Annotated in this window: 16 protein-coding genes and 1 riboswitch; of the genes, 9 read left to right on the top strand and 7 right to left on the bottom strand. The window is 59.6% G+C overall.

Features of this window, described 5'->3' with window-relative positions; translation table 11 throughout:
* Positions 1-165 precede the first annotated feature (165 nt).
* From ACTM82_RS03070 to ACTM82_RS03060, 3 genes are read left to right on the top strand one after another with little or no spacing between them, the layout of a single operon-like run.
* A complete protein-coding gene (locus tag ACTM82_RS03070; protein WP_118377194.1) occupies positions 166-1170 on the top strand; it encodes a nucleoid-associated protein in 1005 nt (334 codons plus the stop codon).
* Between the two features lie 6 nt (positions 1171-1176).
* Positions 1177-1605: a hypothetical protein gene (locus ACTM82_RS03065; protein WP_441054432.1), complete on the top strand. Its 429-nt coding sequence runs from the start codon at positions 1177-1179 to the stop codon at positions 1603-1605.
* Positions 1602-1946: a type II toxin-antitoxin system RelE family toxin gene (locus ACTM82_RS03060; RefSeq protein ID WP_441054430.1), complete on the top strand. Its 345-nt coding sequence runs from the start codon at positions 1602-1604 to the stop codon at positions 1944-1946. The genes ACTM82_RS03065 and ACTM82_RS03060 overlap by 4 nt, the downstream gene beginning before the upstream one ends.
* Positions 1947-2168: 222 nt before the next feature.
* On the opposite strand, the gene dapD is transcribed toward ACTM82_RS03060, so the two are convergent.
* Genes dapD through dapA form a run of 3 tightly spaced genes read right to left on the bottom strand, consistent with a single transcriptional unit; the run spans position 2169 to position 5970 of the window.
* Entirely contained in the window at positions 2169-2888 is a 720-nt protein-coding gene (gene dapD / locus ACTM82_RS03055; RefSeq protein WP_154517324.1) for a 2,3,4,5-tetrahydropyridine-2,6-dicarboxylate N-acetyltransferase, read from the bottom strand.
* Between the two features lie 39 nt (positions 2889-2927).
* Positions 2928-3668: a 4-hydroxy-tetrahydrodipicolinate reductase gene (gene dapB, locus ACTM82_RS03050; protein ID WP_441054428.1), complete on the bottom strand. Its 741-nt coding sequence runs from the start codon at positions 3666-3668 to the stop codon at positions 2928-2930.
* On the bottom strand, positions 3661-5970 hold the full coding sequence (dapA, locus tag ACTM82_RS03045) for a 4-hydroxy-tetrahydrodipicolinate synthase (protein WP_441054426.1): 2310 nt from the start codon (positions 5968-5970) through the stop codon (positions 3661-3663). Before dapA ends, dapB begins: the two co-directional genes overlap by 8 nt.
* Before the next feature lie 65 nt (positions 5971-6035).
* A riboswitch (Lysine riboswitch) is annotated at positions 6036-6203 on the bottom strand.
* 144 nt (positions 6204-6347) lie between these two features.
* Here dapA and ACTM82_RS03040 point away from each other — a divergent pair.
* The 4 genes from ACTM82_RS03040 (at position 6348) to ACTM82_RS03025 (ending at position 10242) form a co-directional block, all read left to right on the top strand.
* Positions 6348-7535, top strand: coding sequence for an N-acetyldiaminopimelate deacetylase (locus ACTM82_RS03040; RefSeq protein ID WP_441054424.1), 1188 nt, complete (start codon positions 6348-6350; stop codon positions 7533-7535).
* A 224-nt stretch (positions 7536-7759) separates the two neighbouring features.
* Positions 7760-8302: a DUF4352 domain-containing protein gene (locus tag ACTM82_RS03035; protein WP_427795827.1), complete on the top strand. Its 543-nt coding sequence runs from the start codon at positions 7760-7762 to the stop codon at positions 8300-8302.
* Positions 8303-8341: 39 nt separating this feature from the next.
* The gene (locus ACTM82_RS03030) at positions 8342-8764 is read left to right on the top strand and encodes an XRE family transcriptional regulator (protein WP_154517313.1); all 423 of its coding nucleotides are present in this window, start codon (positions 8342-8344) and stop codon (positions 8762-8764) included.
* A 98-nt stretch (positions 8765-8862) separates the two neighbouring features.
* Positions 8863-10242 carry a serine/threonine protein kinase gene (locus tag ACTM82_RS03025; protein WP_441054422.1) on the top strand — a complete coding sequence of 460 codons (1380 nt, stop codon included), beginning with the start codon at positions 8863-8865 and terminating at the stop codon, positions 10240-10242.
* A 37-nt stretch (positions 10243-10279) separates the two neighbouring features.
* Here the strand turns inward: ACTM82_RS03025 and ACTM82_RS03020 are convergent, their stop codons facing one another.
* Together ACTM82_RS03020 and ACTM82_RS03015 are read right to left on the bottom strand one after the other, a co-directional pair.
* Positions 10280-11413 carry a coiled-coil domain-containing protein gene (locus tag ACTM82_RS03020; RefSeq protein WP_441054420.1) on the bottom strand — a complete coding sequence of 378 codons (1134 nt, stop codon included), beginning with the start codon at positions 11411-11413 and terminating at the stop codon, positions 10280-10282.
* A 234-nt stretch (positions 11414-11647) separates the two neighbouring features.
* Positions 11648-11983 (bottom strand): hypothetical protein, encoded by a 336-nt coding sequence (locus ACTM82_RS03015; RefSeq protein ID WP_441054418.1) that lies wholly within the window; start codon positions 11981-11983, stop codon positions 11648-11650.
* A 220-nt stretch (positions 11984-12203) separates the two neighbouring features.
* Between ACTM82_RS03015 and ACTM82_RS03010 the strand changes: the two genes are divergently transcribed.
* Together ACTM82_RS03010 and ACTM82_RS03005 are read left to right on the top strand one after the other, a co-directional pair.
* Complete coding sequence (locus ACTM82_RS03010) at positions 12204-13460, top strand: carboxylate--amine ligase (RefSeq protein ID WP_441054416.1); 1257 nt, start codon at positions 12204-12206, stop codon at positions 13458-13460.
* An 85-nt stretch (positions 13461-13545) separates the two neighbouring features.
* Entirely contained in the window at positions 13546-14292 is a 747-nt protein-coding gene (locus ACTM82_RS03005) for an aspartate/glutamate racemase family protein (protein ID WP_229770678.1), read from the top strand.
* Between the two features lie 123 nt (positions 14293-14415).
* On the opposite strand, the gene ACTM82_RS03000 is transcribed toward ACTM82_RS03005, so the two are convergent.
* Together ACTM82_RS03000 and ACTM82_RS02995 are read right to left on the bottom strand one after the other, a co-directional pair.
* The gene (locus tag ACTM82_RS03000; RefSeq protein ID WP_427718466.1) at positions 14416-15162 is read right to left on the bottom strand and encodes an energy-coupling factor transporter transmembrane component T family protein; all 747 of its coding nucleotides are present in this window, start codon (positions 15160-15162) and stop codon (positions 14416-14418) included.
* A complete protein-coding gene (locus tag ACTM82_RS02995; RefSeq protein WP_441054413.1) occupies positions 15155-16906 on the bottom strand; it encodes an ABC transporter ATP-binding protein in 1752 nt (583 codons plus the stop codon). Before ACTM82_RS02995 ends, ACTM82_RS03000 begins: the two co-directional genes overlap by 8 nt.
* Between the last annotated feature and the right edge of the window lie 28 nt (positions 16907-16934).

Below are 16934 nucleotides of genomic sequence, written 5' to 3'. Positions count from 1 at the left end.
CGTTTAAGCAACAGGTCTACAACGAAGGCGTCCGGGCCCATGTGACCCGGGCGCTTTTTTATGCAAAAGGGACAGGCTTGTTTGCACCAATCTTCGATGCGCCTGGGGCGGACTCGACCGCTATACTGGTTCGTGCCAAAAGCGATCTAGAACGGAATGCCGTATATGAAAATCAATCACGCGATTCTGCATATCCTGGACTTTGACTCTGCCGTCAACGTCATGAGCCAGCGCGAGCTGGATATCGAAAGCCGTACCGTGCGCAGCTTTGTGACCACGCATCTGCGCCGCGCTCGTACCTCGGCCGACAATAAGCGCGCCACGTTTGCGGAGAACTCTGCGTTTGGCGGCGAGCTCAAGGGCTATTTCTTTGGTGAGCGTGAGTTCGTGGACTTGTCTCAGCAGATTGCGGAGTTCATCTCTTCCGAACTCACCAAGGCCGAGAAAGCCGAGTCCACTGACGTGCTCGTGGCCGATTTTGACGATGATGAAGATGCCCGCTGGTTTGCCGTGATGCTGCTGGGCTCCAAGCAGGCATTCATGCACGAGGTGGGTCGCGAAGAGGGCGAGGTTCGTAACGACATCGCGCGCCACTACGCCATTTTGCCAAACCCCTCGCAAAAGGTGCCGAGCTATGCCATCGTGCGTGCAAGCACCATGGAGATCGGCTACGTGGACAAGAAGCGCAAGATTGCCGGCGAGGATCGCATGCTCATTCCCGACGGCCTGCTGCAGTGCGATACGGGGGTTTCGGGTAAGGAGGTCATCGACACGGTGACGCGCGTGGTCGAGGAAGTCGCCGAGGAGCACGGCGCCAACACGGCCGTAGCGCTCGCCAAGGTCAAAGCCGCCGTTGCCGAGAAGGTTGAAGACGACGAGGAGCTGCCGCCTTGGGATATCGTCGATGAGGTCTTTGAGGACGAGCCGGTCATCAAGGAGAGCGTGCGTGCGGCGCTGACCGAGGAGAAGGTGCCCGAGCGCGTGCCCGTGGAGCGCAAGCAAGTCGAGCGCGCGGCCGTACGCAATCACAAGATTCGTACCGATACGGGCATCGAGATCAGCTTTCCGGCCGAGATGGGTTCGAATTCCGAGTACATCGAGTTTGTCAACGAGCCCAACGGCCTCATCTCCATCGAGCTCAAAAACATCGGCAGCATCGAGAACCGATAAGGCTTTTTGCTTTTGAATAAAAGTCTGGATTATATTTTGAAGTATACTTTGAAATATAATCCAGATTATTTTTTGGAGGTCAAAATGTCCCCATTTGTTCTGGAAAAACCGGTGTTTACAAAAGACCAGGTTGTTTCTGCTACCGAAGCAAGCAAGTCCTTATCCACCATTCGTAAACGCGCAAAACGCGCGCCTCAGTTCATTGCTGATCATAATGATATCGATACCGTGATTATCGACTATGCTGCCTATGAGGAAATGTACGGCGCGCTGCAGTATCTGCGTGAACTTGAGATAAATCGCATCGCTGCGGATCGAGTCAAGCATGGTCCGCATGAGTTTGTTCCGTTTGAGGACGCCTTAACTGCCGAGGAGCTCGCGGAGCTTGAGTCGATGGATCCGGACGCGATTCCCGACGAGGATCTTTTCGAATGAGCGGGCATTTTGTTGTCGGCTTTTTGAATCGAGACGTCGAGAAGGATTATCAAAAACTAGATGGATCCCAGCGCAGGCTCGTCCGTATTGCCGTCGCAAAATTAAAGACGCGCGCTGATGAAATCGGAACGCCGCTTCACGGCGAGCTCGACGGCTGCAAAAAGATTAAATGGCGGAATGCGGGACTCAGAATGGTTTTCCGAATCCGAGAGGACGGAATGGTTGAGATTGCCGAGATTGTGGCAATAGGGCGGCGCGATCGTTTCGAGGTCTATAAGACGGCCGTAGGGCGCCTGTCAAAGCAACTCGCCATGGTTGAATACGACGGCACCCTGAGATAGGGAAGGCCGAAGCCTCGGACGAGGGCTTCGGCCTTTTTACTTGGGGCTTAATCACGTTGCAGGTTGAGCATAAGTCAGCGAAAACGACCCAGAGCGAGCAAGGTGACGTGAAAGAGGAGGGCATTGACCTTCTGGTCATGCCCGACGATTGAACGTCAGATTGCCGCTCTGGGTCGTTTGGAGCGTCGACAAGTTACGCGGTTTGGTAAAACCGCGTAACTATTAGAGCTGGCGCAGGCCTTCCTCGAGACCGGTCTTGCTGTCGGTCTTCTCGTCGCGCATCTTGATAACGCGGGCGGGGACACCGGCGACCACGGCGCCGGCGGGGACGTCCTCGACGCACACGGCGCCGGCGGCAACGACAGCACCCTTGCCCACGCGCACGCCTTCCAGGACCACAGCATTGGCGCCGATCATAACGTCGTCCTCGATGATGACGGGGGTGGCGCTGGCGGGCTCCACGACGCCTGCCAGCACGGTGCCGGCGCCGATGTGGCAGTTCTTGCCCACGGTGGCGCGACCGCCCAGCACGGCGCCCATATCGATCATGGAGCCTTCGCCAATGACGGAGCCGATGTTGATGATGGCGCCCATCATGATGACGGCACGGTCGCCGATCTCGACGCGGTCGCGGATGATCGCACCCGGCTCGATGCGGGCGTTGATGCCCTTGAGGTCGAGCATGGGCACGGCGGAGTTGCGGCAGTCGTTCTCCACATCGTAGTAGTCGATGGAATCGACGTTGGCGTCGAGGATTGCCTTGAGCTCATCCCAGTCGCCAAAGACGGTCTTGCCACGGCGGCCGCCATAGACATGCGCATTGCCCCACTGGACCTTCATGCCCGGCTTTTCGCGCACGTACAGCTTGACGGGCGTCTTCTTGGGCGCGGTAGCGATATAGTTGATAATCTCCTGTGCATCCATTTCGGCTGCGTTACTCATTTGCGGTCTCTCCTTTGGGTGGATCCGGTTGATACCTGGTTAGGCAAACATGACCTGGTCGAACGTATAGAAGCCGTGCTCGCGGGTGATGAGTTTCTGCGCGGCTGCCAAGGCGCCGTTGACAAAGATCTGACGACTCGTGGCGCGATGCGTGAGCGTGACCTCCTCGTCCTGGCCAAAGAAACTCACTTCGTGCACGCCGGCGACAGTGCCGCCGCGCAGCGAGTGCACGCCGATCTCCTTGGGGTCGCGCGCTCCGCACATGCCCTCGCGGCCATAGACGGGGTGGTAGCCTGCCTCGGGCTCGGCTTCGACGACGGCGTCGAGCAGCAACTTGGCAGTGCCGCTGGGGGCGTCGACCTTTTGGTTGTGGTGCGTCTCGACGAGTTCGCAGTCAAAGCCGGGCAGCTCTCGCGTGGCCTGTGCCACCAGATGACGCAGGGCTGCGATACCGATGGAGTAATTGCCGGAGTGCATGACGCAGGCGCTCTGACCCAGCTCGCGCAGGCGATCCATCTGCTCGGGCGTATAGCCTGTGGTGCCCGAGACCAACGCCGCACCCGTGCGCTCGACATAGGCGACGACGGCGTCGAAGGTCGCAACGTTCGAGAAGTCGATGATGACGTCGGCTGCCGGAGCGTTCTCGAGCTCTGACAAGTCGAAGCCGATCTGGGCGACGATGTCAAAAACGGGCTCTCCGGCAGCGTCGACAATACCCTCGGCGGTAGTGCGGATGAGCGAGCCCATGCGGCCCGTTCCCATAATGACGGTCTTAATCAAGCAGACCAGCTCCCTTCAGAGCATCGGTAAGTGTAGCGCGCGTGTCGTCTGCCATGGGGCACAGCGGCATGCGGTAGTTTGCCTCGATCATACCCATCTGGGCGAGCGCTTCCTTGACGGGGATGGGGTTGACCTCACTAAAGAGGGCATTGATGAGCGGCTGGCCGGCAATCTGGATATCGCGGGCACGTGCCACGTCACCGTCCAGATAGGCGCGGCACATGTCATGTACGAGCTGCGGCTGCACGTCGGCCCACACGCTGATGGTGCCCGAAGCACCCAGGCTCATGAGCGGCACGGTGAGCGCGTCCTCGCCCGAGTACATGCGGAAGTCGTCGGACAGCAGGTGGGCGATCTTGGCAGCGTAGGCGACGTTGCCCGAGGCTTCCTTAATACCCATGATGTTGGGGTGCGCGGCCAAGCGCTCCACGTTGCGCTCGCTGATGCCGCAGCCACAGCGGCCGGGGATGTTGTACAGGATGCAGGGGATGTCTACGGCATCGGCGACGGTCTTAAAGTGCTGGTAGATACCCTCTTCGTTAGATTTGTTGTAGTAGGGGGTAATGAGCAGCAGGCCGTCGGCTCCCAAGCCCTGGTAAGTGAGCGACTTGGTGAGCATGGTCTGCGTGGAGTTGGAGCCCGAGCCGGCGATGACGGGGACGCGTCCTGCAACTTGCTTGACCACCGCGGCGACAACGGAGTTGTCCTCGTCGTCGGTCATCGTGGCGCTCTCGCCGGTGGTGCCCAGGGCGAGGATGGCGTCGGTGCCATTTTGCAGGTGGAAATCGATAAGGCGCTCGAGCGCATCAAAGTCGACACTGCCGTCCTTTTTAAACGGCGTAACCAGGGCGACGATTGAGCCCTCGAGATTGCGGATATCCATGTTCTTCTCCTTCGCTTCGGCGATCTGGATGCGCTTGTTCCATTGGGCGGCGACTGCCAGGCGCTCGTCTTGGGCGCGGCGGCGGGCACTTTCGGCGCGCGACTTGGCCAACAGTTCTCGGCCGCACGGCAGCACGTCGAGCGTGGCAAAGTAATCGCCCGGGCGCTCGGCGCGGCGGATGAGGTCGGCCGCGCCATCGGGGCGCAGCAGGACCTCGGCGGAGCGCAGCCGTCCGTTGTAGTTGTAGCCCATGGAGTAGCCATGCGCACCGGTATCGTGGATTACAAGCAGGTCGCCCATGTCGATATGCGGTAGCTCGCGATCGATGGCGAACTTGTCGTTGTTCTCGCACAGATTGCCCGTGATGTCATAGGTGTTCGTGACGGGCGCTGTGCCCTTGTCGGCGCCGCCCGGCTGACCCATCACCGTAATGTGGTGGTAGGCACCATACATGGCGGGGCGGATCAAATCGACGGCGCTTGCATCGACACCGATATAGTCCTTGTAGATCTGCTTCTCGTGGATGGCCTTGGTGACCAGGCAGCCGTAGGGGCCCATCATAAAGCGGCCCATCTCGGTGTAGATTGCCACATCGCCCATGCCTGCGGGGACCAGGATCTCGTCGTATGCCGCGTGCACTCCCTCGCCGATGGCGTGAATGTCGTTGGCCTGCTGCTCGGGCAGGTAGGGGATGCCGACGCCGCCGGATAGATTGATGAAGGCGACGTGTGCGCCGGTCTCGCGCTCCAGGCGCACGGCAAGCTCAAAGAGGATGCGCGCGAGCTTGGGGTAGTAGTCGTTGGTGACGGTGTTGCTGGCAAGGAATGCGTGGATGCCAAAGTCCTCGGCACCCTTGGTCTTGAGCATACGGAAGGCCTCGAAGAGTTGCTCGGTGGTCATGCCGTATTTGGAGTCTCCGGGGTTGTCCATGATGCCGTTGGAGAGCTGGAACAGGCCGCCCGGATTAAAGCGGCAGCTGACCGTCTTGGGGATGGGCCCCGCAACACGCTCAAAGAACTCGATGTGGCTGATGTCGTCAAAGTTGACGATGGCACCCAGCTTGTCGGCGAGCTCAAAGTCCGCAGCCGGCGTGTCGTTGGACGAGAACATGATGTCGTGTCCCGTGATACCCAGCGAGCGGGCGATCATGAGCTCGGTATAGCTCGAGCAATCGCAGCCGCAGCCGTATTCGTTGAGAATGGAGATGAGTGCCGGGTTGGGGTTGGCCTTGACGGCAAAATATTCCTTAAAGCCCGGGTTCCACGCAAAGGCGTCGCGCACCTCTTGCATGTTGCGGCGGATGCCCGCCTCGTCGTATAGATGAAACGGCGTGGGGAATTGCTCGACGATATGCTCGAGCGTCTCCTTGTCCACAAACGGCTGCTTGGCCGCATATGCCTCGTTGGGGGTCAATGCCATGTCCCGTAAACCTCGCTATCCAGACGGCGCCATCTGCGCATCGAATCCGCATAGCGTGGACCCAATGTCCGGATAGCGCTCCCGCATTGCTGCAGACAGTCCTGTGGGTGTTTCCCACAGGCCCACCAGGTTGTTCGTGCCCGAAAACCCAGTTCGGCGGGTTTCGCCTCCCCGCGGGGTCAAAGCCTGCCGGCTCGCCCGCGGCTCTTCGTGCCCGCGCCTCTATCAAGTGGTAAAGACCCTATCACGTTGCACTTTACCAAACAAGAGTATTCGTATATAACGTTTAAAAAATGCAGGGATATGCTGGAAACATGTGCGCCACAATCCTGTATCACAATAAGTTGCAACAGATGTGCCTCACGAAGGGATCCTCTATGACCGAGCTCCAAGAACTCCGTCGCTATCGCCGCGATCTCCATCGCATTCCGGAGCTCGATTTCGATCTTCCGCAAACCATTGCCTATATCGAGGGCGTGCTGGCACCGCTCACCTGCGAAGTGACCCATCCGTGCTCCAGCTGCGTCTGCGCTTTCTTCGACGCCGGCGTTGATGCCGCGCATGCCACGGCGATTCGCGCCGATATGGATGCGCTGCCCATTGAGGAGGCGACAGGGGCGGCCTTTGCCTCGACCCATCCCGGCAAGATGCACGCTTGCGGACATGACGGTCACATGGCCATGGCACTTGCCGCCGCGACGTATGTCGACCGTACGATTCGCGAGCAGCCGGGCGCCATGAGGCGCAACGTGCTCTTTGTGTTCCAGCCGGCCGAGGAAACGACCGGTGGTGCCAAGACGGTATGCGAGAGCGGCGTGTTCGAGCGCTATGGGGTCGACCGCATTTTTGGCTTCCATGTGTGGCCCGATCTGCCTGCCGGCACGTTGGCGAGCTGTTCCGGTCCGCTGTTGGCGCGTTCGAGCGAGACGCATATCTATATTCACGGTACGAGCATCCATATTGCTAAGACCTATGGCGTGCCGGTCGAGGAGTCGCACGATGCCGCGTTGGCGGCAGCGAAGTTTTTGGTTGCCGAGCGCGAGCTGATGGACGAGCTGGGCGGCGACGAGCCCTGCATCGGCAAGTTTGGTCTGCTGCAGGCCGGTACGGTTTGCAACGCGGTGGCGGGGGAGGCCCATGTGGCCGGAAGCCTGCGTGTGTTTACGGACGGCATGTTCGACCGGGCGCGCGAAGGCGTGCGTCGCGTGCTGGACGATGCCTGTGCCGCAACGGGCTGCACGTACGATCTCGACTTTGCCGAGGGCTATCCGCCGGTCGACAACGACCCCGAGTTGTTTGCCAGCGTCGCGCCTGCCTTGCCCGGCCTGCAGCTTGTGGAGGAGCCGCTGTTAATTGCCGAGGACTTTGCGTTCTATCAGCGCCATCTGCCGGGCGTGTTCTTCTTGCTGGGCACGGGCGTGCCAGAGGCGCAAGAAAACCCGATCGACGCAGACGGCTGCCCAGCTTATGCGATGAGCGCCCTTCACACCGATACCATGCTCTTTGACGAGGAAATCCTACTCAAGGGCCTCGATGTCTACAAACGATTGCTTGGCTTGGGGTGACGATGGAACGACGCCGACAGTCTGCCATATATAGTCCTGGTGGGTGCGGGTGCGGGTTGATGCACTGCCAGCAGACGGTCGCGCAAAGTGCGTTTGCCCGGCGTTTGGATAACTGCATTGGCCGTTTACCGCGGCCTTAGCTCTCAGCTAATGAATTCAAGTTTAATCCTTCCTACGATGTGCTGTGTACCGGCGCGGTAGCCGGATCGTAGGAAGGATGCATAATGAAAAAGCTCGAAAACGAAGTGCTGCTGAGCCGTCGCGCTGCACTTGGCGCATTCGCCACCGTCGCCTTGGGGACTGCCGGTCTTCTTGCCGGTTGTGGTAGCGATAAGGCGACCGTCACCGAGGACGCTGGCGATGGCGACAAGAAGGAAGAGGCGAAGAAGGAAGAGCAGCCTACGACTGACCTGGCGGTTGGCACGACGGTGACCACAGCTGCCGGTCTTTCCGTCGTTGTCGATTCCGTCCAGCCCGGCCTTACAAATTATGACGGTTCGACCATGACGGGCATTCACGTCACGTACGTCAACAATGGCGATGAGGGCGCAGATTACAATGTCTACGACTGGAAGGGCGAGGACGCCAACGGCGCCCAACAGAATCAGGGTTACTACAGCGAGGGCTCCGATGAGCTGCAGTCTGGTACCCTTTCCGCCGGTGGCTCCGTGGCGGGCAATATCTACTTTGATGGCGATATCAAGAAGGCACTGTATTTTGCCAACATGTTTGATAAGTCTGCCACTGCAAGCTGGGTGCTGGCCTAGCATGTCGCTACCGTTGCGCCGGATGGGAGGTGAAGTCGTATGCCCGATAAAAAGCTGACCGAGGAGCTGCTCAATGAGCTTCTCGATGCGCCGAACATCGATGGCTATATCAGGGAGCACGACTTTGCCGCCCCGTCGCTTTCGGATTACCTGAAGCAGCTACTGCAGGAAAAGGGCTTGGAGCGCTCGCGCGTGGTTCGTATGGCCGATCTCAATGAGACCTTTGGCTATCAGATCTTTACCGGAGCGCGTCATCCGAGTCGCAATAAGGTGCTGCAGATTGCCTTTGCGATGGCGCTGACGCTCAAAGAGACCAACCGTGCACTGACGGCTGCCGGGGTAAGCGTCCTTAACTGCAAGGACCGCCGCGATGCGATTATCATCTTTTGCATCGATCGCGGGTGCAGCCTCCAAAAGGTCAACGAGGAGCTGTATCGCTTTGGCGAGGAGACGGTGAATTAGCCGCTGATATCTGAGCCGGCGGAGCTGTCGAACAACGATGCAAACGAACGGGGCGCGGATGCCATGGGGTGTCTGCGCCCTGCGCTATGATGGAGGCTATGGATACTCAGACCCCAACATATTCCAATGACGAGCTGACCGCAGCGCTTGCCGAGCACCTGGCGTCGCTCGATCGCGACGACAGCTATCGCGTGGAGCGTGTACTTAAGCGCTCGTCCGTTGAAACAACCGAGCTCGTGTACTTTGAAGGAACCGGCGGTGGTTCGCTCGGTCCCTTTGTCCGTAAACGCATCGATGCTTCGGCTCAAATCGGCGGGGCATACGAGCGTCTGTTTGCCGCTCAGCGGGCAGGCAGGCGTTTTGAGCACCTGCCCAGAATCGTCGATTGTCGTCGTTCGGGCGACGAGCTCAACGTGGTTATGGAATACATAGAAGGGGAGACACTCGGGGCACTGGTGGACCGTCTGGGATCCGCTCCCGATTATGCGCGTGAATTGTATCCTGTCCTTTGCGAAGCCGTTGGCGAGCTCCATGCCGGTTTTGCAATGGCGGGGGAGGCTTCGGCGCCGGTGATCCATCGCGACCTCAAGCCGTCGAATATCATCGTGACAGGTGCCAACTATACGCCTGATGACGGCCTGACGTTTTCATCGCTGGTGATTATCGACTTGGGGATCGCGCGCGTGTGGCGCGATGGCGCCGATGCCGATACTGTCAAGTTTGGGACACGGCCCTATGCGCCGCCCGAGCAGTATGGGTTTGGACAGACGAGCGTGCGAAGCGACGTCTACGCACTTGGCGCCCTGTTGTTCTTCTGTTTGACGGGGACCGACCCCAAGCCGGGTCGGGACATGCGCGAACAATGCGAGGCATGCGGCGTTCCCGGCCCATTGGCCGATGTCGTTTGCATGGCGATGGCGCTCGACCCGGCCAAGCGTTTTGCGAGTGCGGAAGCATTGGGACGGGCGACGCGCGCGGCATACGATCTGAGTCGCCCCGTGCGGCCTCCTGCGCCTGCGCCTGTCCGTACCCCGGCCTCGGAGACGTTGTTGACGCCCCAAGGGCTCCAGAACCCCGCAAGGCTTCCTAGGCCTGCCACCTCCGCTGCATGCGGTCTGCTCTCTCGCGTTCCGGAGTCCCTGGGGCGCATTTGGAATACGCTCGTCTGCTTCTCGCTGCTTGTGTTCTTTGCCGGAAGTCATTTTGCCGTCTTTCAACCCACGGGAGCAAACCAAAGCTACCCGACGTGGCTTCTCATAATCGAGTATTTTTTCTTTGTCGATGGCCTTATGGCGCTTATGCATTTTGCGCTGCTCGATAAGCGCCGTCTACGTCGGCGATTCGCACTGCTCGACAGCTATCGCGGCAAGAAACTCGCGAAACTCTGGCTCAAGGCATTGGGTGTGCTGCTCCTATGCATGATCGTCATAGTCGCGGTTGCCAATGCGACCAGCGTCGTTGATACCTCCGCTACCTAAAAGAAAAGGGCCCCATTGGGGCCCTTTGCAGTTGCATTTAGATGCGGTTCATCTGAGCGGCGACTTTGTTGTACCAGTCCTGCCACGTGGGTGGGCAGTACTTTTTGGCCGCAGCCGGGGTAAGGGTGGAGCCGTAGTTGGCGCCCAGATAGGCAACGTGAGCGAAGATGCCCTCGCTCCAGCTGCCAAAGCTGCGCCAACCGCCGCCACGTGCACTCCAGCCCCAGGCGTTGTAAGAATTGGCGCAATAAGCACCCTTGGTGCTCTCGATGCAAGCGATGGCGGGGGACCAACGGGGGTCGACACCGGTATTCCAAGCGGCGACGGCAAAGTTATAGCCCTGGCCTGCCATAGGGGAGCCGGCGAGGTAATTGTCGATGCGGCTCGTCCACTCATTAATGAACGAATCGTAATCGGAACTACCGGTGTTGGCGTTGTTCACCGTGGTGTCGATGGTGGTGTTGGCGTTGGTGGCCTGGCTGCTGGAATTGCTGCCGCTCACGCCCTCGCCCGAGAGCTTCTCGGCGGCAGCGGCCTTATCGGCCTCAAGCTTGGCAAGCTCGGCGGCATTTTCCTGCTCGGCTTTTGCCTGTGCCTCGCTGCGGAGCTGCTGGGCCTGCGCCAGCGCATCCTCGGCGTTTTTCTGCTCTGCCTCAAGCTGAGACTTGGCCTGCTGGAGCTCGGCCTTGTTCTGCTCGAGTTCGGTTTGCATGTTATTGAGCTCTTCGATCTCGTCGACGCTCGAGCTTGTGATCTGGTTGGTGTATTTGCAGGTCGTGATGAACTCACCCAGGCTCTGTGCGTTGACCAGGAAGCTCACGATGGGGTTGGTGCCCTTCTGGTACTTGTACAGATCGCGCATGGCGGTGCATGCCTTTTCCTGCTGATCGGGAAGCTTCGCCTCGATCTTTTCGATACTTGCCTCGTTGGCGTCAATCTGCTTCTGCAGATCGCCGAGCTTGGTGCGGGCATCGTTGTAGGCGCTCGTGGCGGCTTCGATCTTCTGCTGGGCGGCGGCAAGCTGATCCTGCGTTGCCTGCGAGGCGGCATACGCCGCGACGGGGGAGAGCATCTGCGTGGCCGTCAACGCAACGGCGAGCGCGGCGCTCGTGATGATACGAGCCGGCTTCGACGCGATGAGCGCTGCGGTGCGATGATTCGAATGCTGCATCCAGTCCCTCTGCAATCAATCGTAGGTTATTGTTCCTCAGGTATTCTACTACTGCTTTCTACCTCAACTTGAACCTTAAAGGTTTTAAAGGGTCAAGTTGAACTTGAGACTTTGGCTTTGACCTGCAGTTATATCGAATTGTTGAGAAACCATAGAGTTCAACTTTAACGTTACGGGGGCCTGTTTGGGACGGGCTTTGGACTGTGAAAGCTATCTCAACGTTGGGGTTTGTGGCTATAAGGTTCCATTGCGGCGAGCTTGCCCTACTTCGTTGAGCGCCTGGGCGGGGGTGAACGAACAGGTGCCGTCGCCGAGTTTGATTACCCTGATGTTGTCCCCGGCGTGGGCATCGGAGACGAGGCCAAACTGCTCGATGGCGGTATCGTGTCCGCCGGCGACGGGCGTCTTGCGCGTGCCTTTGTGCGCCGATGTATCGATGGAGGTGATGTAGGCGGCACCGTCGTAAGCGTCGTTTGCGGTGCGCAGAGGAGCAGTCGCTTGCGCGCGCGGCGCCAACTCGCGTTTTGCGGCATCGAGGATGGGGTTATCGGTTGGAAGTTCCTGGAGCACGCGTGCGCCTTTCACTCGGGGGTATCAATATGCTGAACCCTACAACAACGGTGGGTTCATTGCCGTTTGTCATACGGCGGTGAGCGCGGCCTTCATGCTGGATAATTGCGTTGATTGTCATAGATACAGTGGAGCTTTAGGAGGAAACGGTCCGGCACGCTAAAATAAACGGGTTGCATAAAGACCGCCCGTCGTGGGCAGTTCTAGATAGGAAGTTTCCATGGCATTGCAGTTTACAGAGCGCGAGTTTATCCCCGTGCTGCTCGGTGGCGACATCAACGCCTATTCGGTGGCGCGCGCCTTTTACGAGGAGTATCAGGTCAAGAGCCTGGTCTTTGGCAAGTACCAGACCGGTCCTGCGTACCGCAGCCAGATTATCGACTACACGCCCAATGTTGATATCGACACCATGCCGGTCATGATCGAGACCATTAACGGTGTCGCGCAGGCCAATCCCGATAAGAAGATTATTCTCATGGGCTGCGGCGACAACTATGTCGCGCTTGCCGCACAGGCTCAGGATGCCGGCGAGCTTGCCTCAAACGTCATCGCGCCCTATGCGCCCTACAGCATGCTCGAACAGTGCCAGAAGAAGGAAATCTTCTACGAGCTGTGCGAGAAGCACGGTGTTCCCTATCCGCATACGTTTACCTTTACCATGGCCATGCTCAACGCCCGGGGCGAGGCTCCTGCCGAGGTGCTCGACCAGATCGATTTTCCCTTCCCGATGATCCTGAAGCCTTCCGACGGCATCATGTGGTGGGAGCATGAGTTCGAGGGCCAGAAGAAGGCCTACGAGATCGCCGATCGCGCCGAGCTGGAGCAGGTCATTCGCGATGTATATGCGAGTGGCTACACCGATGATCTGATCCTGCAGGATCGCGTGCCCGGCAACGACGAGTACATGCGCGTGCTTACCAGCTATTCCGACCGTAACGGCAAGGTGCGCATGATGTGCCTGGGCCACGTGCTGCTCGAGGAGCACCAGCCCCATGGTGTCGGCAACCACGCCTGCATCATCACCGAGCCCAATGACGAGCTCATGGGCGGCGTGCGCAAGTTGCTCGAGGACCTCAAGTTTACGGGCTTCTCCAACTTTGACGTCAAATACGACAAGCGCGACGGTTCCTTCAAGTTCTTCGACTTCAACACTCGCCAGGGCCGCAGTAACTACTACGTCACCAACAGTGGCTTTAACGTTGCCAAGTACGTAGTGGACGAGTATGTGTACAACCGCCCGTTTGAGCCCGAGTTTGTGACAGCGCAGGACGAGGCGCTGTGGATGGTTGTCCCCATGGGCGTGGTCGATAAATACGTCAAGGATCCCGAGCTGCGCGCTAAGGCGCATCGCCTGGTCAAGGAGGGTAAGGCCGCCGACCCCTCGTTTATGAAGGGCGACTTTGTCTTTAACCGCTGGCTGCGCATGTGGCACACCAAGCTGCGTCACTTTAAGCTGTTTAAGACGTATTACAAATAGGATGAACGTCGCGCCCGCCCGGTTTGTATCGGACGGGCGCGGGTATGATACGCGCAATGGTGCGAGCGTCACCAAGGAGGCGGCGATGGAAAAGCTGGGAGTTATCGGCGGTATGGGCGCCGAGGCCACGTCGTATTACTACGACCAGGTGGTGCGTCACACGGCGGCTGCCCGCGACCAGGAACATATTGACATGGTGGTGCTCTCTAAGTCGACCATGCCCGACCGCACGCTGGCCATTAAGACCGGCGACCATACCGAGCTGCTGGCGACCATGAAGGAATGCGCGCAGGCGCTCGAGACGCTGGGCTGCGCGCACATTGCCATTCCCTGCAACACGTCGCACTACTTTTACGATCAGATTCAGTCGTTTACCTCGGTCCCCATCATCCATATGCCGCGCGAGTCGGTGCGCTATGCGCTTGCCGGCGTGGTGATGGGGGAGTGTGAGTTCGACCCCAACTTGAGCATGCCGGCCGAGCCGGTGCGCAAGATCGGCATCATGGGTACCGATGGCACCGTGGGTGCCGGCGTCTACGGTCGCGAGTGCGAGGCGGCGGGCGTCGAAGTCGTTTATCCCAGCGAGAAGCGCCAGGCCGATGTGATGTCGCTTATTTACGACGATGTGAAGGCGGGACGCGAGCCCGATATGGATAAGTTTGATCGTGTGATGTGGGAGTTTGCCCGCAGCGGCTGCGACCGCGTCATTCTGGCCTGCACGGAGCTTTCGGTGCTGCAAAAGTATCGCGAGATGCCCGAGATCACCCTCGACGCCATGGACGTTTTGGTACGCGAGTCCATCATCCGCAGCGGTGCCCCCTACCGCCTGTAGCCCTCGACCTGCCAAAAAGGGACAGGTTTATTTTGGTAGGTTTTATCTGGGAAAACAGTAAAGGCCTCGGCTCGTTTGTGCGAGCCGGGGCCTTTTGCATTTTGCGGTTGCTGCCAGCGATTGCTAGAACAGGAAGCCGATGGCGATAAGGGCGATGCTGACGATAAGTACGGCAATGTCCAAGCCTTTGATGGGGTAGCGCTTGTACGAGCTCGCACGCGTGCGCAGGTAGAAGCCGCGCTGCTCGGCGGCAAGCGCGGTGGCATCGGTCTTGCCCACGCTCGAGATCAATAGCGGCACGCACAACGGCAGCATGAGCTTGAGCTTCTTGATGGGATTCTTGGTGTCGTATTCGACGCCGCGTGCAGTCTGCGCCTCCATGATGGCATTCATCTCTTGGCCAAACACCGGCACAAAGCGCAGCGCCGTGGTAAAGGTAAAGGCGTAGCGATACGGCACGTGCAGCACCTCCACGCAGGCATTGGCAAGGTCGTTGAGCTTGGTCACCATGAGCATCAGGATGAGTGGCAGCGCTACGCCCAACAGGCGCAGACAGGCCTTCGAGCCGGTGATGAGGCCTTCGTCGGTGACGAAGCCCCACACCACGTTGCCATCGCGCATGAAGGCCAGCTGCAGCGCTAACATGATGAGTGCGAGCGGAATCAGCAGCTTGAGCAGCGAGAACAGGCGGTCGACGACGCCGGCGTAGGCTCCCAGCGCGAGCGTGAGCGCCAGAAACCCCAACAGCGCCACGTAGGTGTCGGACAAAAAGATGCCGATGATGATGGCGGCGGCGAGGCCCAGTTTGATGACGGGATTCAGACGATGCAGCAGCGTGTCGCCCGGCATATAGTCGATGACATTAACCACGGCGGACCATCTCCTCGGTAATGCGAACGATATCGGTGACCTCGCTCACCTGTGCAAAGGCGGGCGAGACGGAAGATGCCAGACGGCGTGAGAGTTCAATAACCTGGGGCGGTTCAACATAGGCACGCTGCATGAGCTCGATGTTCGAGAACAGCTCGTGCGTGCGGCCGCGATCGAGGATGCGACCGTCGGCCATCACCACGATGCGCTCGGCAAAGTCCGAGACAACTTCCATGTCGTGGCAGACTATGATAACGGCGCAGCCGCGCTCGGCCATGGTGCGCACCGTTTCCATCACGGTCATGCACTCGCGGTAGTCCAGGCCACTCGTGGGCTCGTCGAGAACCACGATCTTGGGCTCTACGACCACGACGGAGGCGAGCGCCACCATCTGGCGTTGACCGCGCGAGAGCGAGAAGGGCGCATCGTAGGGCGGCAAGCCAAAGCGGTCGATGACGAGCTGGGCGCGACGCAGCGCCTCGGCGCGGTCGATGCCGGCAAGCTCTAGACCAAAGGCGACCTCGTCGAGCACGGTGTCCTTGCAAATCTGGCGGTCGGGGTTTTGGAAAAGGGTTGCGACTTCGCGGGCGATGCGGCTCGTGGGAACGGCTGCGGTATCCAGTCCCGTGACGCGCACGCTGCCCGAGGTGGGCTTAAGCAGGCCTGTGAGCAGCTTGGTGAGCGTGGTCTTGCCGGCTCCGTTTTGGCCGACAATGCCCACGAGCTCGCCGGGATAGAGCGTCAGGTTGAGGTCGTGGACGGCGGCGCCACCATGGGGGTAGGAAAACTCAACGTGGTCAAACGTGAGCACCGGCTCGGCGTCTTTCGCATGCGGGCGCAGCGATGGTGCGTGCGGGGAGCCTGTGGGCGCCTGGGCGTCGCTTGTCGCGCGGTCGGGGTCGACGATGCCCGCGATCAGGCGTTCGGCCTCGTCGACATCCAGGCAGGGGGTGCCGCTTGCCAAGCCATCGGCCTCGAGGCTGTTGAAAATGCGCGTGACGCGCGGGCAATCGACACCGATGGCGCGGAGCTCGTCGGTGTGCTCAAAGACCTCATGTGGCTCGCCTTGCAGCGCGATCTGGCCGTGATTGAGCACGAGCACGCGGTTGCAATACTCCGAAAGCAGGGCGACCTTTTGCTCAACGACGACGATGGTGATGCCGAGGTTACGGTTTGCCTCGCGCAGCGTTTCGAAAACCAGTGTGGAGCTGACGGGATCGAGTGCCGCGGTTGGCTCATCGAGCACCAGCACGCGCGGGCGCATGGCGAGGATGGCAGCGATGGCCACCTTTTGCTTTTGGCCGCCCGAGAGGGTGGCTATCTCGCGGTCGCGCAGGTCGCTAATGCCGACGGCCTTAAGCGTCTCGCTCACGCGCTGCTCGATCTGGTCATGCGGAACGCCAAAGTTCTCCAGGCCAAAAAGCATCTCGTCCTCAACGACCGAGGCGACCATCTGCGTGTCGATGTCTTGCAGCACGCTGCCGACGATCTGCGATATGTCGGTGAGCGAGACCTCGCAGGTGTCGTGCCCGTCAACGAACACGGAGCCAAAGAAGGTTCCGCTGTAGTGGTGGGGCACGGCGCCCGACAGGCAGGCGGTAAGTGTTGATTTGCCGGCACCCGAAGGCCCGATGATGCCGATGAAATCTCCCTTGTTCACGCTGAGCGAAACGTGGCTAAGCGCCTGCTCGGCCTGCGTGCCATAGGCGAACGAGACATCGTCGACGTTGATGATCGTTTCCATGGATACCTTTCATAGTCATTGGGGATGT

It is taken from the genome of Collinsella sp. HCP3S3_E5 (genome assembly GCF_052067635.1).
Taxonomy (GTDB): Bacteria; Actinomycetota; Coriobacteriia; order Coriobacteriales; family Coriobacteriaceae; genus Collinsella.
Note: the sequence above shows the minus strand (reverse complement) of the source record. Positions and strands in the feature narration are given on the sequence as shown.